Annotated in this window: 21 protein-coding genes; 11 read left to right on the top strand and 10 right to left on the bottom strand. The window is 32.5% G+C overall.

The genetic code is table 11. The features are described 5' to 3' along the window. Nucleotides 1-377 precede the first annotated feature (377 nt). From LNP27_RS11640 to LNP27_RS11605, 8 genes are all read left to right on the top strand, one after another. Nucleotides 378-1,385 carry a DNA topoisomerase IB gene (locus LNP27_RS11640; protein ID WP_229941769.1) on the top strand — a complete coding sequence of 336 codons (1,008 nt, stop codon included), beginning with the start codon at nt 378-380 and terminating at the stop codon, nt 1,383-1,385. 245 nt (nt 1,386-1,630) lie between these two features. Then, the gene (locus tag LNP27_RS11635) at nt 1,631-1,999 is read left to right on the top strand and encodes a hypothetical protein (RefSeq protein ID WP_229941768.1); all 369 of its coding nucleotides are present in this window, start codon (nt 1,631-1,633) and stop codon (nt 1,997-1,999) included. Nucleotides 2,000-2,177: 178 nt separating this feature from the next. Continuing rightward, nucleotides 2,178-3,041, top strand: coding sequence for a DUF3347 domain-containing protein (locus tag LNP27_RS11630; protein ID WP_229941767.1), 864 nt, complete (start codon nt 2,178-2,180; stop codon nt 3,039-3,041). 62 nt (nt 3,042-3,103) lie between these two features. Further along, entirely contained in the window at nt 3,104-3,580 is a 477-nt protein-coding gene (locus tag LNP27_RS11625; RefSeq protein ID WP_229941766.1) for a TlpA family protein disulfide reductase, read from the top strand. A gap of 1 nt (nt 3,581) precedes the next feature. After that, entirely contained in the window at nt 3,582-4,079 is a 498-nt protein-coding gene (locus tag LNP27_RS11620; RefSeq protein WP_229941765.1) for a heavy-metal-associated domain-containing protein, read from the top strand. Next, nucleotides 4,079-4,888 (top strand): hypothetical protein, encoded by an 810-nt coding sequence (locus LNP27_RS11615; protein ID WP_229941764.1) that lies wholly within the window; start codon nt 4,079-4,081, stop codon nt 4,886-4,888. Before LNP27_RS11620 ends, LNP27_RS11615 begins: the two co-directional genes overlap by 1 nt. A 121-nt stretch (nt 4,889-5,009) precedes the next feature. After that, entirely contained in the window at nt 5,010-7,247 is a 2,238-nt protein-coding gene (locus tag LNP27_RS11610) for a multicopper oxidase family protein (protein WP_229941763.1), read from the top strand. Nucleotides 7,248-7,389: 142 nt separating this feature from the next. Then, complete coding sequence (locus LNP27_RS11605) at nt 7,390-8,646, top strand: NAD(P)/FAD-dependent oxidoreductase (RefSeq protein ID WP_229941762.1); 1,257 nt, start codon at nt 7,390-7,392, stop codon at nt 8,644-8,646. A gap of 182 nt (nt 8,647-8,828) precedes the next feature. Here LNP27_RS11605 and LNP27_RS11600 read toward each other — a convergent pair whose 3' ends face one another. Then, on the bottom strand, nt 8,829-10,058 hold the full coding sequence (locus LNP27_RS11600; protein WP_229944068.1) for a multidrug effflux MFS transporter: 1,230 nt from the start codon (nt 10,056-10,058) through the stop codon (nt 8,829-8,831). A gap of 346 nt (nt 10,059-10,404) precedes the next feature. Continuing rightward, nucleotides 10,405-10,911, bottom strand: a complete 507-nt coding sequence (locus tag LNP27_RS11595) for a DUF2911 domain-containing protein (RefSeq protein ID WP_229941761.1) — start codon at nt 10,909-10,911, stop codon at nt 10,405-10,407. 184 nt (nt 10,912-11,095) lie between these two features. On the opposite strand from LNP27_RS11595, the gene LNP27_RS11590 reads away from it, so the two are divergent. Next, nucleotides 11,096-13,012, top strand: a complete 1,917-nt coding sequence (locus LNP27_RS11590) for a DUF294 nucleotidyltransferase-like domain-containing protein (RefSeq protein ID WP_229941760.1) — start codon at nt 11,096-11,098, stop codon at nt 13,010-13,012. Nucleotides 13,013-13,014: 2 nt separating this feature from the next. After that, nucleotides 13,015-13,611, top strand: coding sequence for a 3'-5' exonuclease (locus LNP27_RS11585; protein WP_229941759.1), 597 nt, complete (start codon nt 13,015-13,017; stop codon nt 13,609-13,611). 7 nt (nt 13,612-13,618) lie between these two features. Here the strand turns inward: LNP27_RS11585 and LNP27_RS11580 are convergent, their stop codons facing one another. From LNP27_RS11580 to LNP27_RS11550, 7 genes are all read right to left on the bottom strand, one after another. Then, a complete protein-coding gene (locus tag LNP27_RS11580) occupies nt 13,619-14,125 on the bottom strand; it encodes a 4'-phosphopantetheinyl transferase family protein (protein ID WP_229941758.1) in 507 nt (168 codons plus the stop codon). A gap of 58 nt (nt 14,126-14,183) precedes the next feature. Beyond that, the gene (locus tag LNP27_RS11575; protein ID WP_229944067.1) at nt 14,184-14,438 is read right to left on the bottom strand and encodes an acyl carrier protein; all 255 of its coding nucleotides are present in this window, start codon (nt 14,436-14,438) and stop codon (nt 14,184-14,186) included. Nucleotides 14,439-14,506: 68 nt separating this feature from the next. Beyond that, nucleotides 14,507-15,781 carry a beta-ketoacyl-[acyl-carrier-protein] synthase family protein gene (locus LNP27_RS11570; protein ID WP_229941757.1) on the bottom strand — a complete coding sequence of 425 codons (1,275 nt, stop codon included), beginning with the start codon at nt 15,779-15,781 and terminating at the stop codon, nt 14,507-14,509. A gap of 69 nt (nt 15,782-15,850) precedes the next feature. Continuing rightward, nucleotides 15,851-16,279, bottom strand: coding sequence for a 3-hydroxyacyl-ACP dehydratase FabZ family protein (locus tag LNP27_RS11565; protein ID WP_229941756.1), 429 nt, complete (start codon nt 16,277-16,279; stop codon nt 15,851-15,853). A 243-nt stretch (nt 16,280-16,522) separates the two neighbouring features. After that, nucleotides 16,523-17,575, bottom strand: coding sequence for a type III polyketide synthase (locus LNP27_RS11560; protein ID WP_229941755.1), 1,053 nt, complete (start codon nt 17,573-17,575; stop codon nt 16,523-16,525). Further along, nucleotides 17,572-18,285, bottom strand: a complete 714-nt coding sequence (locus LNP27_RS11555; RefSeq protein ID WP_229941754.1) for a methyltransferase domain-containing protein — start codon at nt 18,283-18,285, stop codon at nt 17,572-17,574. Before LNP27_RS11555 ends, LNP27_RS11560 begins: the two co-directional genes overlap by 4 nt. Further along, nucleotides 18,286-19,398 carry an NAD(P)/FAD-dependent oxidoreductase gene (locus tag LNP27_RS11550; RefSeq protein WP_229941753.1) on the bottom strand — a complete coding sequence of 371 codons (1,113 nt, stop codon included), beginning with the start codon at nt 19,396-19,398 and terminating at the stop codon, nt 18,286-18,288. It lies immediately after the preceding gene. 107 nt (nt 19,399-19,505) lie between these two features. Between LNP27_RS11550 and LNP27_RS11545 the strand changes: the two genes are divergently transcribed. After that, nucleotides 19,506-20,195 (top strand): hypothetical protein, encoded by a 690-nt coding sequence (locus tag LNP27_RS11545; protein WP_229941752.1) that lies wholly within the window; start codon nt 19,506-19,508, stop codon nt 20,193-20,195. A gap of 51 nt (nt 20,196-20,246) precedes the next feature. Here the strand turns inward: LNP27_RS11545 and acs are convergent, their stop codons facing one another. After that, nucleotides 20,247-22,154 (bottom strand): acetate--CoA ligase, encoded by a 1,908-nt coding sequence (gene acs, locus LNP27_RS11540; protein ID WP_229941751.1) that lies wholly within the window; start codon nt 22,152-22,154, stop codon nt 20,247-20,249. Nucleotides 22,155-22,204: the final 50 nt, after the last annotated feature.

The raw sequence follows: 22,204 nt of genomic DNA, 5'->3' as shown, positions 1-22,204 counted from the left end.
GAGCTTGATAAAGTTATGCAATGGTTTATTTCATTATAATATTTTCCTGATGATTTGGCTAGTTATCAATTTCATTGATTTCTTATCAAAATAAAGTCAAAACACTTTATAAATGTATGATTGACTGTTTTTAAAGCAATCAATCTCCTAGAATGATTATTAGACCTAATAAAAATTAAGCTATCTTAGATGATACTTTGAAGCCAATCCTAAATTATAAGATAAAGGAATGGCTTTTTTATTTTTTTTCTATTAAATTGTAGGTAAAAATCTGTTGTAAATCTAGTCTTGCAATAATTATATAAAATTCTTTAATTATTCTAAAATTCTGTAATTTCCTTATTCAGTACCTTTAATTAATTAAATAGTTATTGATTATGAAAAAGATAGAAACTAAAATTGACATAAAACATGTTGACGATGAAGCAATGTCAATTCACAAACGCAAACGAGGAAAAGGATATCAATATTTTGATGAAGACGGCAATAAAATCAAAGATAAATTACTATTGAGTAGGTTTCGCCGACTTATAATTCCGCCAATGTGGACCGACGTTTATATCTGCAAATGGGATGATGGACACATACAAGCCATTGGGAGAGATGCAAAAGGGAGAAAACAATACATTTATCACTCGGAGTTTGAAAAATCCAAACAAGAAGAGAAGTTCGCTAAGATGAAAGCTTTTGGTAAATCACTTAAAAAATTTAGGATAAAAGTTTTAGAAGATATCGCTGAAAAGGAATGGAACAAAAATAAAGTTTTAGCTTTAATTATATTACTTTTAGACGAAACAGGTATTCGAATAGGCAACAAACAATATGTAAATCAAAATGGAACTTTTGGTTTAACTACATTAAGAAGAAAACATATTACTTTCGAGAAAAATCAGGTAGTTTTTGAATACAAAGGTAAAAGCAATCAAATGCGGCATGTAGAGATTGATGATGTACAATTAGCAAAATTAATTAAGAAAACCTCAGAATTGCCGGGGTATGAAATCTTTAGATATAAGAATGATGATGGTCAATTTCAAGCCGTAGATAGTGACGATGTAAATGAATACATACATGCGCACATGGGTAAAGGATTTAGTAGTAAAGATTTTAGAACATGGGTTGCTAGTCGTTTAGCAGTGGAACTATATCCTTATGCCATTGAAGCAATTGGTGAAACTAAAAAGAGTAAGTTCAGCAATGCGCTGATTCGAATGGTAGCAGATGAGCTTGGTAACACTCCTAAAGTGTGCAGATCCTATTACGTACATCCCAATATCATGCAAAAAATTGAATCTAAAAGTTTACCTAATAAATATTATGAAGATAAGGGAATGAAACAATCAGAGCTTACTTTATCAGAAAAAGAAGTAATGAAACACTTGTAGCATCCACGAGTTATGGATGGCGGTAGAGAGGAATTTGAATTTGTATCCAAACAATAATAGTAAACATTAAGCCAGATAGTGTTTTTATGGTTTACTTATGCTAAATGAAATTCAAAAGTAAAAACTAACATGCGTCGTAATACCATTCTGATATTCAAAGAGTAGGGAAGAAATAGTAATTATTCTAATCAATATGAAATGTTAAAATTAAACCTATTAAAAAAATTACTGCTTACCTTTGGCAAATGACTAAAAAGTTACATCTATATCTCATAATTCTAACGCTTGGCTTATTTCTATTGCCAAGTTCGACTTATGCGTGTGGAACTCAGTCAGAAAAAGAATGTTGTAAAAAAGAAACAACTTCAAAACAAGAACATAAAGAGTGCTCTGAGAAAAGTCATGCTGCAGATAAAAATAGCGGTTGCGACGGTAAATGCGGACATTCAACTTGTACAACAACTTCGGTACAAGTTAGCTTAGCATTGTTTAGCGAAAACGAATTTGCTTACACTTTCTTTAATTTTCCAAATGAAAAACAGAAGTTTTACAGTTCAAAAACTTTTATTTCGTCTGGATTTACTTCATTATGGCTTATTCCTAAAATAGGCTAATTTTATTTTATGACAGCCATAGATATGGCTATTTTATTGCTTTTGCAGTAATTTTTTCTAAATTATAGAGCAAATAAGGTCCTGTTTGGCACGCTTTTTTTTATAATTACTACAATTAAAATTTTTAATTAAATCATTTTCAAAAGAATTTAATCTTTTGAAACAAATCCCCTATACCATGAAATATTCAATTTCAAATATATTGGTAGCAGCAACTATGTTGTTAACCTTTACAATTTCTAACGCACAAATAAAAAATTCAGTAACTGAAAACGTAAAAATTTACGGTAACTGTGGCATGTGCGAAAAAACAATAGAAAAAGCAGGTAATCTAAAAAATGTAGCTACAGTAGATTGGAATAAAGATACTAAAATGGCTACTTTAACGTATGATGCTAAAAAAACAAATCAAGCCGAAATTTTAAAACGTATTGCTTTAGCTGGTTACGATAGCGATAAGTTTCTTGCTCCAGACAAAGTTTATAATGAATTACACGGTTGTTGCCAATATGATAGAGTAAGTAAAATTGCTGTTAAAGCAACTGCAACTACAGAGAATCATGATAATCATGGAAATCACATGGAAATGACAAAAACAGAATTGCAGCAAGATAACCAACTTACGGCAGTTTTCGATAACTATTTTGCAGTCAAGGATGCATTGGTAAATTCTGATGGAGCAAAGGCTTCAGGAATTGCTAAAATGTTACTTTCTAATTTAGAAGTCGTAAAAATGGATCAATTAGAAATGGATGTCCACATGGTTTGGATGAAAGTTTTTACCAATTTAAAAGAAGACGCTAAACACATTGCTGACACTAAAGATATTGCACACCAAAGAGAGCGATTTATCAATTTGTCAAAAAATATGTACGAATTAATCAAAGTTTCGAAAACAGAAAACCCAATCTACTATCAGTTTTGTCCAATGGCAAATAAAGGAAAAGGTGCGAACTGGTTGAGTAAAGAAAATGCAGTTAAAAATCCGTATTACGGTGCGATGATGCTGACTTGTGGTAAAACGGTAGAAACAATAAAATAAAAGGAGCAAAGTCCATTTATGAAATTTGGACTTTGTTTTTTATAAAACAACAGATAATTATAATGAATATCAGGACAAAACTAATCGCCTTTGCGTTATTGATTTTTAGTGTAACTTCATTTGCACAAATAAAAATTGGAGACACAATTCCTTCAATTGAACTGCAAAATAGTAAAAATGTAAAAGTTAATATCAACGAATTTAAAGGTAAGTACGTGCTAATAGACTTTTGGGCTTCATGGTGCGGACCATGCAGAGTAGGCAATAAAAAGTTAGTGCAAATGCATGGGGATTTAGACTCCAGTAAAATTGAAATTATTGGAATTTCAATAGATACTGATTCTACTAAATGGCGTAAAGCTATTGAAAAAGATAAGATATCTTTTTTGCAATTAATCGACCCAAAAGGTTTTGATGCAAAAGCAGCACTTATTTTTGGAGTAGAGGAATTGCCTTCAAAATTTCTTTTTGATAGCAAAGGAATATTAATAAAGAAAAATCCAACAGATCAAGAAATAATTAATTTAATAAAGAAATAAAATGAAAATAGTAAATATAAAATACAGCTTTTTAATAGTTTTAATGGTCATGCTTTCTACGGTAAGTAATGCACAAATTGCAAAAGCAGAGATTATAGCAACCGGACTAACGTGCTCTATGTGTTCAAATGCAATTAACAAGCAATTAAAATCAATGCCAGAAGTGAAGAATGTGGAAATAGACTTAAATTCTAACACCTTCATTGTTTCGTTAGCAGATAATAATTCGTTATCTCCTTCGATCTTCAAAGAAAAAGTGGAAAAAGCAGGATTCTTCATCGGTTCTTTAATTGTTACAGTTGATTCTGAAACTCTAAAGAAAAACTCTTATGTTGTTGTGGATGGTAAAGAAAGCAAGAATAAAGAAGTTCAAGTACAGATTTTGGATAAAGGATATGTAACCGATAAAGAATTTAAAAAACTATCTAAATCCTACAAGAACAGCACAACTTACGCCATGAACAATGAAATGGATTTTCATATTAAAATTGTAAAATAATGAAGAAATTTCTAGTAGTAGTTATCGTTTTCATTTTTCAAAAAGGGACGAGTCAGGAATTATTCCTTGTTACAGATCCAGCAAGTAATGTTCCTGCAAACTCTTTAGGTGTAAATGTGCTGCAATCCTTTTTCAAAAAAGAGAGTGGTTCAGCATATAATTATCATTTAATGCCTGAAGTAAGTTACGGAATCAATAAGAATTTAATGTTGAGAGTGTCAGCGTTTGCGAGCAATGTTGATAACAATTTTGTAGCAGAAGGTGGAGGAGTTTATGCAAAGTACCGCTTTTATTCTGAGGATGATATCAATAGTCATTTTCGAATGGCGGCATTTGCTCGGTACAGCTTTAACAATTCAACTGTAAATCAAGAACAAATTGAGATTATGGGTAACAACACCGGTTTTGAAACTGGTATTGTTGCTACAAAATTGATTAAAAAACTTGCAATAAGTTCATCTCTAAGTTTTGAAAAAGCATTTGACAATACTTCAAATCATATTTTTCCTGATAATTTTGGAAGCACTGCGACTAACTACACCTTGTCTTTTGGTAAATTAATGTATCCAAAAAAATATACTAGTTTAAAGCAAACGAATATTAACCTAATGTTAGAATTTGTTGGTCAAACTATCAATGAAAATGGAAAATCGTATTTAGATGCAGTTCCAGTTGTTCAATTTATTTTTAATAGTCAAGCACGTTTGGATTTAGGATACAGAAAAGAATTAATCAATTCGATGACGCGATCTTCCTCCGAGGGATTTTATTTTAATTTATATTATACTTTTTTCAATTTGACAAAGTAAATATCTTTATAAAACCACTTTGCTCATTAAAGATCGAGAAGTAAAAAAAATAGCAGCTGATATAATCACTGCTCCAAAATAATAATTGAACAAATAAATTTAATGATTAAAAAAGTAGAAAATGAAAAATAATACAATAATCACTATTGTTTTTGTACTTTTTATTTCGAATATACTTTTAGCCCAAAGAGTAGTCCATTATGATCTTTATGTAAAAGATACATTGGTCAATTTTTCGGGAAAAGAGAAAAGGGCCATTGCTGTAAATGGTCAGATTCCAATGCCAACTTTAACCTTTACTGAGGGCGACATTGCTGAAATTGTAGTCCATAATCAACTGAAAGAAAGCACTTCTTTGCATTGGCACGGTTTATATTTACCCAATAAAGAAGATGGGGTTCCGCACTTAACTCAAATGCCTATTGAACCTGGCGAAACTTTTACGTATCGTTTCCCTATTATTCAAAATGGTACGCACTGGTACCACAGTCATAGCGGAATGCAAGAACAAATTGGGATGTATGGTTCGTTAATTTTAAAGAAAAAATCCGACGATAAAACGTTTAGAAAAGGAATTGATGACTTGCCTCAAGTCCCCGTAATTTTAAGCGAATGGACCGATTTAAATCCAAAAAATGTACATCGATTATTGCATAATGCTTCTGACTGGTTTGCCATTAAAAAAGGAACCACTCAAAGTTATACAGAAGCGATACAAGCAGGACATTTTAAAACCAAATTAACCAACGAATGGAAACGTATGCTAGCCATGGATGTGAGTGATGTGTACTATGACAAATTCTTAATCAACGGAAAATATGAAAGTCAGTTGTCCCAATTTAAAGCCGGAGATAAGGTACGATTACGAATTTCGAATGGTGGTGCTTCATCCTATTTTTGGTTAAACTATGCTGGCGGAAAAATGACGGTAGTTGCTAACGACGGTAATGATGTAGAACCTGTTGAAGTAGATCGATTGATTATTGGAGTTTCAGAAACCTACGATGTTGTCGTTACTATTCCTGCTGAAAATACTTCTTATGAGTTTTTAGCAACTCCAGAAGACAGAACTAAATCAACTTCAATTTATATTGGTAAAGGAATCAAACAATTAGTCAGTCCAATGCCAAAATTGAAATATTTTGAAGGTATGAAGATGATGAATGGCATGATGAACATGAATGGTTCAATGAACGACATGGGAATGGATATGTCATTACAAAAAATGGATATGAATATAGTTATGTATCCTGAATCCGTTCCAAATTCTTCCAAAGGAGAGGAACAAGAAAGTGGAATGAAAATGGACCATTCAAAACACAGTATGAGTTCTATGAATGCCGATATTGTAACGCTGAATTATTCAATGTTAAAATCGCCCACTAAAACTACGCTAGACAAGAGCGCTCCCGTGCGCGAAATTAGATTTGAATTAACGGGAAACATGAACCGTTATGTTTGGAGTATGGACAACAAAGTATTATCTGAAGTGGATAAAATTTTAATTAAAAAAGGAGAAATAGTTCGCATCACATTATACAATAATTCTATGATGCGTCATCCTATGCACCTACACGGACATGACTTTAGAGTTTTAAACGGCCAAGGCGAATACTCTCCTTTGAAAAATGTATTAGACATTATGCCAATGGAAACGGATGTAATCGAATTTGCTGCAAATGCAGATGGTGATTGGTTCTTTCATTGTCATATATTGTACCACATGATGTCTGGAATGAATCGGGTATTTAGTTATGAAAATTCAGAACCGAATCCTTATTTACCGAACAAAGCTGCAGCTTATAAAAAATTGCAAGCCGAAAGTAATGAAACTCATTTTATGACTCAAAATGATTTTGCGACCAATGGTAATGATGGAATGGCAATGGTGCAGAATGCACGTTGGAGTTTTGGCACAGAATGGCGTTTAGGATATAACAGTATGCACGGCTATGAAGTAGAAACTCACATGGGCAGATACATTGGCAAAAATCAATGGTTTATGCCATTTGTTGGATTTGATTATCGCTATAGAAAAATGGGAAAGGACCAACAAGAAACTAATTTATTCAACCAGTCTAACACTAAGGATAACCGAAGTCTAGTAAGTATAGGGTTTGATTATACATTACCAATGTTAGTCATTTTTCAAGCAGAAGTGTATCATAATGGCGATGTCCGTTTCCAATTAATGCGCGAAGACATTCCAGTTTCAAAAAGATTACGAGCAGGTTTTATGGTAAATACCGACAAGGAATATATGGCAGATTTACGCTATATCATAAACAAAAACATGGGTATTAGGACTCATTACGATAGCGATATGGGTTTTGGAGTGGGTTTATTAGTTAATTACTAATATGATACCGGCGTGACTATAAAAAAAATACATAGTTGTTGCTGAAAACAGAACTTCTTTTAACCCTTTTTTAATACTTGTTTTTCAAAGTTTGAAGTTTATAAAGGTTATTTTTGTACTATAATTATTAAAAAAACACGCTATGGAAATTGTAATCATTGGAGGGGGATTTGCAGGAATAAATCTTGCTAAGGAACTTTTAAACCAAAAAGGGATTCATGTTACTTTAGTTGATAAAAACAATTATAATTTCTTTCCACCACTTATATATCAGGTTGCTACAGCCTTTTTGGAGCCATCCAGTATCAGTTATCCGTTTCGAAAATTTTTTGCAGGTAAAAAGAACTTGCAATTTCGCTTAGGAGAATTGATTAAAGTAGTTCCATCAGAAAATAAAATTATTCTTAACAATGGCGAATTAAGCTATGATCATTTGGTTTTTGCTACTGGTGCTGAAACGAGTTATTTTGGCATGGAAAACGTAAAGAAAAATGCCATTCCGATGAAAACGCTCAATGATGCTATTGAGATGCGTAATACCATCTTAAAAAATCTAGAAAAAGCGGCCATTTGTAAAGATATTAGGAAAAGAAGAAAATTACTTACTATTGTTGTAGCAGGAGGAGGGCCAACAGGAGTTGAAGTTTCAGGTATGTTTGCCGAAATGAGAAAAAGTATATTTCTTAAAGAATATCCTGAGCTAGCGACTTCTGCAAGTAATATTTATTTAGTTGACGGCTCAAATGCTCTATTAACACCCATGAGCAAAGAATCTCAGGAGGACACTTATAAAGCCTTAACAGATTTAGGAGTAGTAGTGAAATTAAACACTATGGTAGTTGATTATGTTGACGATACGGTTCATTTTTCAAACGGTGAAACCATTCAAACAAAAAATTTGATTTGGGCAGCAGGAGTATCTGCAAAAGCGTTTGAAGGAATTCCTGAAGAAAGTTACGGTCGTGGAAAAAGAATGGCTACTGACGCCTTTAATAAGGTAAATGGAACTCAAAATATATATGCGATAGGAGATACTTGTATCCAACTCACCGATGAAGGTTTTCCTAATGGACATCCGCAAGTGGCACAAGTCGCTATTCAACAAGGGATTAATTTAGCGCAAAACTTTAAATTATTAAAAGATAATAAACAAATGCGTCCGTTTAAATATCATGACAAAGGTTCCATGGCAATCATCGGAAAAAATAAAGCAGTCGTTGATCTTCCAAAACCTAAAATGCACTTCAAAGGCTTTTTTGCATGGATGATTTGGTTGTTTATACACCTTATTTCATTGATCGCTTATCGCAACCGAGTAAAGACTTTTTACAACTGGATGATAGCGTATTTTTCAAAAGATCAATCATTAAGAATGATTATACGACCTGATAAAAATTAAATCTTCTTAGATTATATTTTAAAACCATTCCTAAATTATAAAATTTAGGAATGGTTTTTTTTTATTTTTTACGCTAAAATGGATGTGGTATTTTATTTGGCTATTAAACTGCTTATTATTATAATATCCTTCTTTACTTGAAGCGATGCACGAAAATAAAAGAAGTAATTAAATTTGTAGTATTAATGAGCGATTGCAATTTCTTCATCAGTTGAATTAGTAATCGTTCTTTTTATATTCCTTCTACCAAATATTAAAATTATCATAGCTAAAATCGTTGTAATAGTCATTATTATTACCATTGGTACAACAGAATTATCTACAAAAATACCCACTGCAAAGGATACAAAAGCACCCAAACCTAATTGGATAGCACCCATTAAAGCGGAGGCACTTCCTGCGTTTCGAGCGAAAGGAGCAAGGGTAAGCCCAGCGGTATTAGGATTTGAAATTCCCAGACAGGCAAGGAATAAAAATAGCATTATAATAGTTCCGTATAAGCCTAAAAGATCATTAATGGAAAGAATTAGGAATAAAATTACGACAAAAGTTTGAGAAATTAAAGCTCCAAAAATCATTTGTTCGCTCTTAAATTTTCGTAACAACAATGAATTTACCTGGCTGGCACTAATAAAACTCAATGACATAAAAGCAAAAATCCAACCGTACGTTTTAGCATCGACTTTAAAAATATCCATAAATACGATAGGTGAGGCCGCAACATAAGTAAATAATCCAGAAAAAGCTATTGCTCCGGCAAACGCATAAGTGTAAAACTGAGGCTCTTTGATGATCTTTATGAAATTAGTAATAATCGGTCTAGGTTTTAATGAAATGGAAGTATCAGGTAAATAGGTATTTGGCAACACAATTTGTGATGCAATAAGAATAACAATTCCCATACACATCAATATAAAAAAGACAGTGTGCCAACCGTAATCAGCTGTTATATAACCACCAATTGTAGGCGCTAACATTGGCGAAAGTCCAACAACAAGCATCAACATCGAAAATACTTTAGGAATATCTTTTACTGGAAATAAATCACGCACCATAGATACTGATGCTACTGTCGCTGCACAACTTCCAACAGCTTGCACAAATCGTAAACCGATAAACGTATCAATATCGGTAACGAAAACACAACCCAATGAGGCTAATATGTAAACAATTAATCCTATAAATAGCGGTCTTTTTCTTCCAAAACGATCTAATAAAGGTCCGTATAATAGTTGTCCTGCAGAAATTCCAATAAAGTAACTAGACAAAGTCATAGAAACATTTGCAACTGAAGTATTTAAATCTTTAGCTATTCCTGCAAAACCAGGCAAATACATGTCGATTGAAAATGGTCCCAGTGCAGTTAACCAACCTAAAATTAATATTAATTTGATGTATTTTTTCTTTGTAATTGCAGTATTTGTGTTCAAAACGGGTATTTTTAATTATTTGCAAAGGTAGATGAAATAATCTAGGGAGGAAAACCTAATCCTCTGAAAGGAAAATGTAAAATATTAAAGTTCTCTTAATTTTTGATCAACAAGACGATATCAAAATTATTTGAAGCTATGGAATTAATGTCTAAAAACATTACTTTTCTGATCAATAATACTACGATATAAATGAACTATAATTTATATTATGTAAAATAGAATTTATCTAAATCTAAATTCACACCTATTTTTAGCAAAACAAAAAAAGCATCACCTGTCGGTAATGCTTTAAACAAAAAATCTATCTAACACTAAATCACTAACTCTATTTCACTTTCAATGGAATATTCCATTTCTCCCAAATCAGAACTACTTTATTTTTATCAATGCTATAAACTAATTTTTCACTTGATGACTTCGCAGTTTCTGGTTTTACTTTAACTCGTAACTGATCTTCTTTCTCATTGTATTTTCCAGAACCCCATTGCTTGGCTATTTTATTAAAAATTACTGTGCATTCTTTTTCATTTGGAATAACAAAAAACGAATATTTCCCAGCTGGTAATTTAGAACCTTCAATCATCAAATCCTTATCTGTTTCAAAGGTTGTTGCTTCGTTTGCACCAGCACGCCAAACTTGATTAAATGGAACCAATGCTCCCCAAATTTGTCTCGCTTTAACTGACGGACTTCCGTATTTAACTGTAATTGTTGCACCATTAATGTTCCCAGTAGCAACTTCAGCACTGCTCGCTGGTTTGCCTTGCGCGCTAACAAAATTTACAATAAATAACGCAATAAGCGAAAACTGCATTTTTCTAATTAACTTCATGATTTAAAATGTTTTAGTTTATTTAATAAAAGTAATCTAAGTTCTTTTTAAACAAAAAAAATCATATTTTTTTTATGAAAAAATTATGCATTGTATAATAAATTTGTTTTGCTTCACGAATGATTGTGTTATAATTTTAAATTTAGTTATTTTTACAAAAACATACATATTTATCCGGTGTACTATGAATACTATTGCTGAACATATTGCTGATTTTTTAAAGGAATATCCACCATTCAATCACTTGACTTTTAAGGAATTATCTGAAATCGCATCTAATATTCGTGTTGTAAATCTGGAGAAACATAAATTCTTATTCCAAGTAAACGAGAATCTGCATGATAGTTTTTACGTTGTTGCTTCTGGTGTTATGAATCTATCTATTATTTCAGATGCAGAAGAGACGTTGCTAAACAAATGTGCTGCCGGAGATATCTTTGGGTTGCGTCCTTTTTTCGCAAAGAATAATTATATGATGACTGCTAAGGCGAGAGAGGAAAGTATTGTTTATGCTATACCTATTGCTACATTCCGACCTTTTGTTGCTAATAATGCTGACGTTTTAAATTATTTATTAGAAAGTTTTGCCGTTAATACTCGAAATCCTAAAGACAAAGAGAATCTCATTGGCAAACTGATATCTGATAATGTTTATTATTCTGGACAGAAATCAGAAATGCAATATTTTCAATCGTTGTCTTATAATACTTCGCCACTTAAGACTAGCAGTAGCGCAATTGTTCAAGATGTTGCGCAAATAATGACTGAAGCGCTGAAAAATAGTATTGTAGTATGTAATAATAATTTTCCTATAGGTATTATAACTGATACTGATATGCGCTCTAAAATTGCTACTGGTCGTTATCCGATAACAATTTCAGTAGATAAAATTATGTCTTCACCTGTTATCACTGTAATGGAAAATGTATCTTTAGCTGAAGCGCAGTTGCTGATGCTTAAACATAATGTGACTCATTTATGTGTGACTGTTGATGGAACTGATAAATCTAATTTAAAAGGAATTATCAGTGAGCATGATATGATTATTGCTCAAGCTAATAATCCAGGTGTTTTAATAAAAGAAATTAAACGTTGCCAATCACCTAAAGAACTAAAGCAAATTCGGGAACGCTTAACCGATTTGATTCAGACTTCAATTACTAAAAATATTCCTATTTCTCATATTTTTAATATTGCTAGTGAAATTAATTTGGCCATTATAAAACGATCAGTCGAATTATCAATTTTAGATTTAGGCTCACCTCCTGCCCGTTTTGCTTGGTTGAGTATTGGTAGTCAAGGTCGGAAAGAACAGCTTTTGTTAACCGATCAAGATAGTATTTTAATTTTTGAAGATGTATCTGCAGAAAAATATCGGGACGTAAAAGATTACTTCTTAAAGTTAGGAAAAAGGACAACGACAACGCTCGAAAAGATTGGTTATGAGTTGTGTCCTAATGGTCACATGGGAAGTAGTATTATTTGGTGTAAATCACTGACTGATTGGATAAAACAGTACGATAATTGGATGAATACTCCAGGTGAAAACAGTAGTGATTTAAGCAGTATTTTCTTTGACTATGAGATTGCTTTTGGTGAACAAAAGATTGAGGACACCATTGGAGATGTTATTTTTAAAAATGCAAAAAACAATACTTTGTTCTTTGATTATTTAGGAAATGATGCGCTGAGAAAAAATTCCCCATTAAGTTTTTTCAAAAATTTTAATGTTGAAGATGAAGGTCCTAATAAGAATAAATTTGATATAAAAACGCGTGCCTTAATGCCACTAATTGATGGCGCACGTCTTTTTGCTCTATATTTTGAAATTCGAGGAATAAATAACACCTATCAGCGATTTAGACAATTTGCTATTACAGATTCTAAACATTCTGAAATATATCTTAATTGTGCAGAAGCATTCCTGACACTATCGAAATTCAGAACATTAGAAGGTTTAAAGAATGATAATTCAGGTCAATTTATAAATTTAGAAGAATTATCTAAGATTGATCGTGAAAAACTGAAAAATGCATTAGCTCCTATGAGAGAATTAGAAGAATTAATAAAGAGTAAATTTCAACTTACACATTTTTCATAATTATGTTAGACTGGCTAAAAAATATTAATAAAGAGTATCCAGAATTTTGGAAAAGTTACATTTCTAAATTTGATGAAAAATCATCTCGTTTTGTAGTTTTATCTACCGAAACATCGGGATTAAGCCCTACGAAAGACGTAATTCTATCAATAGGGGCTTTTGCTGTAGTTAATGATAGCATTCTAATCGGAGATAGCTTCGAAACAACCTTATTACAGTATAAATTTTTTCATGACAATGGCCTTTTGAATGAATTTATGGTAGAGAGCAAAATGAAGAAATTAGCAGAACCAGAGGCGATGCAATCCTTAATTGAATTTATAGGTAACTCGGTTATAGTGGGGCACCACATTGATTTTGATGTTGAAATAATCAATCAAGCGTTAGAGCGAATGGAATGTGGACGTCTGAAAAATGAGGCTTTAGATATTGATGTTATGCATCGAAAATTACTAGATATTAACGATAAACAATTTTCACTAGATGAGCTTTCTAAAATCTATAATGTACCTCTTAGTGACCGAAATTCAGCCGCTGAAGATGCTTATAAAACCGCTTTATTATTTTTAAAATTAAAATCGAGATTGGGATTAAAATAGATTTAATTTAAGGTTGCATAGTTGGGTTGAATAATGTAATTCCTTCCCAAAAACGGCCGTGATGCGTTATAGAGACTGGATGTGAAACTAAAGTAGATTCTTCAATTATAGAAGGTATACCATTTATTTTGCTGATTTTAGTTTCTAAGGTGATAGTAGTAATCTGATGGAAATATTCTTTTTGACTAACCGCAATGGTATAAATACATTCTTGAGAAATTTTTGTAATAGTATAAAAACTGAATCCATTGCAGCAAACAGTTCCCATTGCCTCACTTTCCCAAACACATTCTAATTTCAATGGTATGTATGCCCGAATGTTCGTTTCCCGATTGTAGATTTTATAAGCTGCTTCTTTTCGTGTCCATAAATTCCATACCATCAACTCAGGATCAACGGCATTTTTAATGAGCAATTGCTCATTTTGAGTAAAAATTTTATCTAAAAACCCTTTACGTTGGCAGTTGTTTTCTTTTTTGGCCAAAGCCAAATCTACAATGTCATTTCCTATCATTAGGTAATCTTTATTTGAAAAGAGAACGAATTTTAAGAATGCTTCGAGTTAAAGCATTCTATCTTTCAGAAAGTGTAGATTCAATAATTTCGATGGCGGCTTTTACGTTTACCATTCGTTCCATTGAATCGTTATCGATGACAATATTGTATTTTTCTTCAATATCTAAAATGACATCCACAAGGTTTGCTGAATTTATTTTTAGATCATTTATGAAATCCGTATTTTCAGTAAGCGAATCAAATGCTGCTTGATTTTGAATGTAAGGCTTAACAATTGCTTTTAATTGCTCGATTATTTCTTCTTTTTGCATCGTAGTTCGCTGATTTTTCACTAAAGTAAAGTATTTATTTTTAAATTATGCAGTACCTCTTACTTTATTTATTTTTCAAATTTTTTAAAAATTAAGCAGCCATTTACATCACCAAAACCAAAACTAGCTTTCGCAACAATTTTTATATCTTTTTCTATTATTTTTCTTGGAATCTTTGCTTCGGCGATCGCGGCAGTAATTTCTGGATGAAGATCATTGCAATTGCTATTGGGAAAAATAAATCCATGATGCAATTGCAATACTGAAGCGACGCTTTCTATACTTCCAGCGCCAGACAAACAATGTCCTACCATTGATTTGAGCGAATTGATATAAGGGAAATCCGTACCATTTCGTCCTAATGCTTCCCTCCAATTCTGAACTTCTAAACTATCTTTGGCTGTGGCCGTCAAATGTCCGTTAATAGAATCTATTTCATTGGCATGAATTCCAGCATTTGCCACAGCATCCTTTATACATTTTTGTACTGCAATTGGATTTGGTGCCGTCATGGTTCCTAAACCTCTTTGTCCGCCTGAATTTATATTTCCTCCTAAAATTTCAGCGTAAATTCTCGCTCCACGAGCTAAAGCTGTGTCTAGATCTTCAATAAGCATCGCTCCTGCTCCACTCCCGGGAACAAATCCAGATGCAGAAGCACTCATTGGTCTCGAGCCTTGCTCTGGAGAATCATTATGTTTAAAAGTACAGACACGCATTGCATCAAATCCACCCCAAATATAAGGGCCGGAATCGCTTGTGCTTCCTGCTAAAACTCGTTTAGCTTGACCAGATTTAATCCGTTCATAAGCCATCAAAATACTTTCGGTACCTGTTGTACAAGCTGACGAATTAGTTGTAACTTGATTCCCTAAGCCTAGTTTACCGCCAAGATAAGCACTTACACCACTATTCATAGTTTGAGCCACAGCAGTACTTCCTAAGCGTCTAGTTTGAAAATCATCGATCTTATAAATACTTTCTCTAAATTTTTCAATACCCGAAGTTCCTGTTCCAAAAATTGTCCCGCTGTCCCAATCAGGTTCTTCATTGTTTTCAATTGGTAATCCCGCATCTTTCCAAGCATCCATTCCCGCTATAACACCATATAAAATACCGGTCGAATTGAAATTTCGAAGTTCTAACTCTGAGAAATAATTTAGTGATAATTCAGTAGAAATCTCTGGCTTTCCTGAAATCTGACATGAAAACTGAAGTCTTTCTAGTTCCGCATCGTGTTTAATTCCTGAAATACCATTTTTAATCGAATGTGTAAAGGCATCAAGCCCTATTCCATTGGGTGCTACAATTCCAAGTCCTGTTATTACTACTCTTCTATTCATTTATAAATTCAATTTTAATGAGAACTAAAATTTCAATGGTAATAGTAACGCAATGTCAATGTAGACAATCTATACTATCATTCCGGCAATTGTTCCTGAACAAACCACCTCTTCTTTTTCATTTTTCATGATAACTTTGCATTTTAATTTTCCAAATCTAAAATAAATTTTCTCTGAAATAACAGTTACTTTTTCTTTTGGATAAACTGCTTTTAAAAACTCCATATCTGTTGATGTTAAAGCTATTGAAGATTTGGTTCTAAAGTTATCATTCAATAAAAAAACACCCAAACAAACCAGTCCTATTTGTGCCATTGTCTCTGTTAAAATTACACCTGGCGTAATTGGATTATCTTTAAAATGTCCTTTGTAAAAATCTAAATTCTCGTCAAATGTATAAGTGCCTTCCACTCTGTTTTCATCAATATGAATGATTTCATCTACAAACAAAAATGGTTTTGAATACGGTAACCTAGATATAATTTCTTGAAACTTCATATTGTAAATAGTTTGTATAGCGCAGATGCGCAAATTTTAATTTTATATTAGATGTTTCATTAGAAGCTTTTGAAACCTTTAAAAAAAAATGTAAAGTTCAATTTAATTCAAAGCAATATTTCAAGAAGCTATTTCGCCCTTTAAACATTACAAGATCTACGATTCTTGTAGTTTAAATTAATATCAGGCATATGTTTCTGTTTTAAATTTTAAAAAAAATCAGCGCATCTGCGGTTAAACGTTCTAAAACTGCAACAACACTCTTTGTGCTGAGAATCCTGGTCCAAAACTGAGCATTAATCCTTTAGTACCCTTTTTCGGATTGTCATCCATAATTCGTTCTAAAACATATAAAACCGTTGCACTAGACATATTTCCGTACAAGCGCAGCACTTCTTTGGTATCATTTATATTTTTTCCCATATCTAAGAATAGTCCTTCTACGGTCTGGACAATTTTTTTACCTCCGGGATGAAAAATTAAGTGATCAATTTGGGTAATATCTAATTTATTCTTTTCTAAAAATGGATTAATAATGTCTGGAAAATGCGACGAAATAGTTTCAGGAACCTCAATGTCTAAAACCATTTGTAAACCGGAATTAGTCAATTTAAATCCCATCATATCAATATTATCGTAGAAATGGTACATCTCTTCTGCCACGATTTCTGGACCTTCATCGTCCTCATGAGACGAAAGTAAAACGCAAGCTGCTCCATCTCCAAAAATAGCTGCACTTACAATATTTGCCATAGAAAAATCATCTAATTGAAAGGTTGCAGTAGGGCTTTCGACAGCAATAACAGCAGCACGTTTCCCAGGATTAGCTTTTAAGAAGTTTTTAGCATATATAATTCCGGAGATTCCTGCCGCACAACCCATTTCTGTCACAGGAAGCCGAACAATATCCTTACGTAATTTCAATTTATTGATTAAATAAGCATCTAAAGAAGGAATCATGATTCCCGTACAACTCACAGTTATGATATAATCTAAATCTTCAGGATTCCAACTAGCTTTTACTAATGCTTTTTCTAGTACTTTTTCGCCCAAATCAATTACTTCACGGACATAAATATCATTTCTTTCCTCAAAAGAAGTTTTTGTAAAAACTTCGATTGGATCCATTATCGAATATCGCTTATCGACTAAAGCACCCTCGAAAATCTTTTTTACTTTCCTAATAAATCGATCGTCTTGTCCCACTAGCCATGAATCGAGAAAAGGAACTATCTCGTTGGTATTTCTGGAATATTGAGGTAGTTGTTTGGCTACCGTTTTGATTTTTACACTCATATTTTTGAAATTATCCATTGGTAGCGGAAAGCCCATTTCCATTGAATTTTATATTTATTAAAACGTAGTTTTTTAGAAAATGCTACTAATTCTTCTTTTTTAAATCCTCTCAGTATGGAGATTAACCCATCTTCTCGAGACATATCATTTAATTGAAAAACAAAGCACAATCCTTGAAATAAACGATAGGCAATCGCACTACGTTGCAAATCATTAATAACAACTCCTATGTTTGAATTTTTATAAAACACACCTAATAAGTGAATGATTTCATCGTCTTTAAAATGATGTAAAGTCAATGTGCACAGTACAATGTCGTATTTTAATTCTTGAAATGAGTCACTAAAGATATCTTGACAGATATATGAAATATTACTGTAGTTCTTAGATAATTTTTGCGCATGTGAAATAGTGAAATTATTCGCATCAATCCCTATTAACTTAAATTTGTAATTATTTTTTAATCCAAATTCAGCAAGATGTCGCAGCATATCTCCATTCCCACAACCAACATCAACTATTACGATTTCTCTGTCATTTCTAACTGCAGGTAATAAATCTTGCACACCTTGTAGCGTCAGTTTATTACCTCCTAAAAGCTGATTAATTTTGGCAATCTTATCTAATGCATCTCTTAATATTTCACCTTCCATGGCAAAATCGTCCATTATTTCAGGCTCATCCGTTCTATACTTGGTGTTTATCGCCATCTAGATTACTTTTCCATGCGTTTTTTTTATTATCAATGGTAATAGAAACGGAAATACAAGTAAAATTTTAAGTGTAAATTGAGCAGTCTTTTCTCTTTGTAAAAGCTTTCCCAAGAAACGACCTACTCTCAACCTACTTTTAAAATTTTTATTCCAATCGATTATATAATTATTTTCTAAGGTAGACCTATTTATTCTATTTTCAAGAAACTCTATCGAATTTCCTACAGCTAATTTAGCACTATGAATAGCCATTGCCATCCCATTTCCACAAAGTGGATGAATCAGTCCAGCGGTATCACCAATCATTAAAATATGATTTTCAACACTTTTCTTTTTTTCGAAAGAAACTTGACTGATGGTCAACGGTTTTTCAAATTGTATAGCTGCTTTTTCGAAAATTGCTTTCAAATTAGGATTTCTGTAAACAACATTTATTTTATAATCCTCAATCGATTTGTATTTTTTAAATGTGTCGTAATTAGCTAAGTAACATATATTTACTAAATTGTTTTCTATTTTTGAAACGCCACAATAACCACCTTCAAAATGATGTAAACCTACTTGATCCTCAGGGAATTCGAGCTCATAATGCGCTTTAATACCGAGCCAGTGTGATTGTTTTTGAATAAAAATACGCTTTAATTTGATGTCTAAATTTGACCTTTTGCCGAAAGCACCAATAGCAAGACGAGCTTGATACTGATTCAGATTTGTAGCTATCCAGAATTTTTCATTGTCATACTCAATATCCACAACAGTTTCTTGGATTATTTTACATCCTATTTTTATTGCGTGATTGTATAAATAGTGGTCTAATTCATACCTGCTAATTCCAAATCCTCCTAAAGGTAACGTAGTATTTAAAGTTTTGCCTGAAACTAAGGAAAAAGAAAGTTTACTAATATGCTTAGGATGCAATGATTCAATGTCCAGCCCAAGTGATTCTAAATAGGGTAAAACCTCATTGGATATGTACTCACCACATACTTTATGCTTTGGGAATTCATTTTTTTCGATAACTATAACGCTGTAATTATTCTTTCTAAAATGAATCGCCGCTGTAAGTCCCGCTAAGCCACCGCCAATAATTACTATAGCTTGATCTGTCATATCTTGTAAATTTAAGAATTTAGTCTAAGAATACTTCGGAACCGTGTTAAATTTTTAAATACTATTTTTTTTGTAATAAAAATTTAAAATACTAGTTTTGTTTAACCATGAATAACATCAAAAGTACGCTACTATTTATCCTCGGAATTTTACTGGTAGTTTACTACTGCGCTGGAATTTTTTATGATCCTGCTTTAGTGATTTACATTAAACCACTAATAATTCCGACGTTTTTAATTTATGCAATAGCTACTAATTACAAGAAACTTACTCTCAACTATTATCTATTCGTCGCGCTATTTTATTTAAATGAAGTATTAATTTTATTCTGGGAAAATTCATTAGAAATATTTTCGGTAGCATTGATAGCGTCTTTTTTTTGCTATCTGTCACTACTGAGTTTAGGATATAGTTCTATCAAAACTGTAAAAATATTTACTCAACCAGGGGGATTTACTTTATTTATATTTGCATTAAACTTTTTTTTCCTATCTGGAATTTTATATATTTTAATATCCGCTATAACTGAGGTTTACCTTGATGTTATATTAGTTTTCAATGCTATAGTTGCTGTATTCCTTGGCATTACTGCAGTTTTATATTTAGGTAAATTTGCGAATCAGAAAGCCTATTATTACTTTTTTGGAGTATTTGCGCTAATATTCAATGATGTCTTTGCCGCTATTGGAACATACTTTGTTGATAACGTTGTTTTGAACACTTTCGATAGAATATTACATTTTACTTCATTCTATTTAATTTATTTATTCGTGATTGCTGATAAAAAAAAAGGTTGAAAATCTTGTAACAGATTCTCAACCTTACTATTATAAATAAATTACTTTACTTTACACTTTGCCTTCTTTTATTTGTTCCACAATTTCAGGATTTAATAAAGTTGAAATATCTCCAAAATTAGAGTAGTCGCCTTCTGCAATTTTACGCAAAATTCGACGCATGATTTTTCCAGAACGTGTTTTTGGTAAACCAGACACAAACTGAATTTTATCTAATTTTGCAATAGGTCCAATATGATCAGAAATCATTTGATTAATTTCCTTAGTTAAGTTTTCTCTATCACGATACTCACCTGCTTCTTTCAGAATTACAAATCCGTATAAAGCATTTCCTTTGATATCATGCGGGAAGCCTACAATTGCACTTTCAGCAACTGCTGGATGCTCATTGATAGCATCCTCAATAGGCGCTGTTCCAAGGTTATGACCAGAAACGATTACCACATCATCAACACGACCCGTAATTCTGTAGTATCCTACTTCATCTCTCAAAGCGCCGTCCCCTGTAAAGTATTTACCTGGAAAAGCGGAGAAATAAGTATCTTTATAACGTTGATGATCTCCCCAAATCGTTCTAGCAATTCCTGGCCAAGGAAATTTAATACAAAGACTTCCTGTAACTTGATTGCCTTCTATCTCATTTCGTTTTTCATCCATTAGAACAGGTTGAACTCCCGGTAATGGTAAGGAAGCATAAGTAGGTTTTGTAGGAGTTACGAAAGCGATAGGTGAAATTAAGATACCTCCAGTTTCTGTTTGCCACCAAGTATCTACTAATGGACATCTTTTTCCTCCCACATGGTCATTATACCAGTGCCAAGCTTCTTCATTAATAGGCTCTCCAACAGAACCAATTACTTTGAGTGATTTAAGAGGATATTTTTGAACAAATTCTAAATTCTCTTTTGCCAAAGCACGAATGGCAGTTGGTGCTGTATAGAATTGCGTTATTTTATGTTTTTCTATTATTTCCCAAAAACGACTAAAATCTGGATAAGAAGGCACTCCTTCAAAAATCACTGTAGTCGCTCCATTTAATAACGGACCATATAGAATATAAGAATGCCCTGTGATCCAGCCGATATCAGCTGTACACCAAAAAATATCATTATCCTCGTAATTAAAGACATTTTTGAATGTGTATGCACTATAAACCATATAACCTGCGGTAGTATGTACCATTCCCTTTGGTTTTCCTGTAGAACCGGAAGTGTAAAGTATAAATAAAGGATCTTCGGCATCCATTATTTCAGCAACATTATTATCAGAAGCGGAATCTAAAAGAGGCTGTAACCATTGGTCGCGACCTTCTTTCATATTTATATCATTATTGATTCTTTTAACAACCAAAACATTCTCAACGCAAGAGCATTTTTCTAATGCTTCGTCAACAATTCCTTTTAAATCAATGGTTTTATTTCCTCTATAACCACCGTCAGATGTAATTACCATTTTGCACTCGCTATCAGTAATACGGCTTGCTACTGCTGATGCTGAAAATCCAGCAAAAACAACAGAGTGTATCGCACCAATTCGAGCACAAGCCAAAGTAGTAATGGCCAATTCAGGAATCATAGGTAAGTAAATACAAACACGATCTCCTTTCTTAATTCCTTGTTCACGCAGTACGTTTGCCATTTTACATACGCGCTCGTGTAATTCATTATAGGTTATATGTAATGCTTCTTCTGACGGATCATTAGGTTCGAAAATGATTGCAGTTTTATTCCCCTTTTTTGCTAAATGCCTGTCGATACAATTTTTAACAATATTTACTTTTGCTTCTGTAAACCATTTGATATCGGCTTCAGCCATATCAAATTCAACAACTTTATCCCATTGTTGATACCAAGTGAAATTTTCTTGTGCAATTTTTCCCCAGAATTTCCTAGGCTCACGAACTGATTTATTGTAGTGTTTAAAATATTGTTCTAAATTTTCAATGGTGTAGTAGCTCATGTTTTATTTTTTTATAAAAGTATTAAATATCCCTCTATTGTTAAAATTAT

Source organism: Flavobacterium galactosidilyticum (assembly GCF_020911945.1).
Taxonomy (GTDB): Bacteria; Bacteroidota; Bacteroidia; order Flavobacteriales; family Flavobacteriaceae; genus Flavobacterium; species Flavobacterium galactosidilyticum.
Note: the sequence above shows the minus strand (reverse complement) of the source record. Positions and strands in the feature narration are given on the sequence as shown.

Excerpts from the sequence above, each read along its gene's own strand:
- LNP27_RS11640 (WP_229941769.1), top strand. The coding sequence starts at position 378 with ATGAAAAAGATAGAAACTAAAATTGACATAAAACATGTTGACGATGAA.
- LNP27_RS11635 (WP_229941768.1), top strand. The coding sequence starts at position 1,631 with ATGACTAAAAAGTTACATCTATATCTCATAATTCTAACGCTTGGCTTA.
- LNP27_RS11630 (WP_229941767.1), top strand. The coding sequence starts at position 2,178 with ATGAAATATTCAATTTCAAATATATTGGTAGCAGCAACTATGTTGTTA.
- LNP27_RS11625 (WP_229941766.1), top strand. The coding sequence starts at position 3,104 with ATGAATATCAGGACAAAACTAATCGCCTTTGCGTTATTGATTTTTAGT.
- LNP27_RS11620 (WP_229941765.1), top strand. The coding sequence starts at position 3,582 with ATGAAAATAGTAAATATAAAATACAGCTTTTTAATAGTTTTAATGGTC.
- LNP27_RS11615 (WP_229941764.1), top strand. The coding sequence starts at position 4,079 with ATGAAGAAATTTCTAGTAGTAGTTATCGTTTTCATTTTTCAAAAAGGG.
- LNP27_RS11610 (WP_229941763.1), top strand. The coding sequence starts at position 5,010 with ATGAAAAATAATACAATAATCACTATTGTTTTTGTACTTTTTATTTCG.
- LNP27_RS11605 (WP_229941762.1), top strand. The coding sequence starts at position 7,390 with ATGGAAATTGTAATCATTGGAGGGGGATTTGCAGGAATAAATCTTGCT.
- LNP27_RS11595 (WP_229941761.1), bottom strand. The coding sequence starts at position 10,911 with ATGAAGTTAATTAGAAAAATGCAGTTTTCGCTTATTGCGTTATTTATT.
- LNP27_RS11590 (WP_229941760.1), top strand. The coding sequence starts at position 11,096 with ATGAATACTATTGCTGAACATATTGCTGATTTTTTAAAGGAATATCCA.
- LNP27_RS11585 (WP_229941759.1), top strand. The coding sequence starts at position 13,015 with ATGTTAGACTGGCTAAAAAATATTAATAAAGAGTATCCAGAATTTTGG.
- LNP27_RS11580 (WP_229941758.1), bottom strand. The coding sequence starts at position 14,125 with ATGATAGGAAATGACATTGTAGATTTGGCTTTGGCCAAAAAAGAAAAC.
- LNP27_RS11575 (WP_229944067.1), bottom strand. The coding sequence starts at position 14,438 with ATGCAAAAAGAAGAAATAATCGAGCAATTAAAAGCAATTGTTAAGCCT.
- LNP27_RS11570 (WP_229941757.1), bottom strand. The coding sequence starts at position 15,781 with ATGAATAGAAGAGTAGTAATAACAGGACTTGGAATTGTAGCACCCAAT.
- LNP27_RS11565 (WP_229941756.1), bottom strand. The coding sequence starts at position 16,279 with ATGAAGTTTCAAGAAATTATATCTAGGTTACCGTATTCAAAACCATTT.
- LNP27_RS11560 (WP_229941755.1), bottom strand. The coding sequence starts at position 17,575 with ATGAGTGTAAAAATCAAAACGGTAGCCAAACAACTACCTCAATATTCC.
- LNP27_RS11555 (WP_229941754.1), bottom strand. The coding sequence starts at position 18,285 with ATGGCGATAAACACCAAGTATAGAACGGATGAGCCTGAAATAATGGAC.
- LNP27_RS11550 (WP_229941753.1), bottom strand. The coding sequence starts at position 19,398 with ATGACAGATCAAGCTATAGTAATTATTGGCGGTGGCTTAGCGGGACTT.
- LNP27_RS11545 (WP_229941752.1), top strand. The coding sequence starts at position 19,506 with ATGAATAACATCAAAAGTACGCTACTATTTATCCTCGGAATTTTACTG.
- acs (WP_229941751.1), bottom strand. The coding sequence starts at position 22,154 with ATGAGCTACTACACCATTGAAAATTTAGAACAATATTTTAAACACTAC.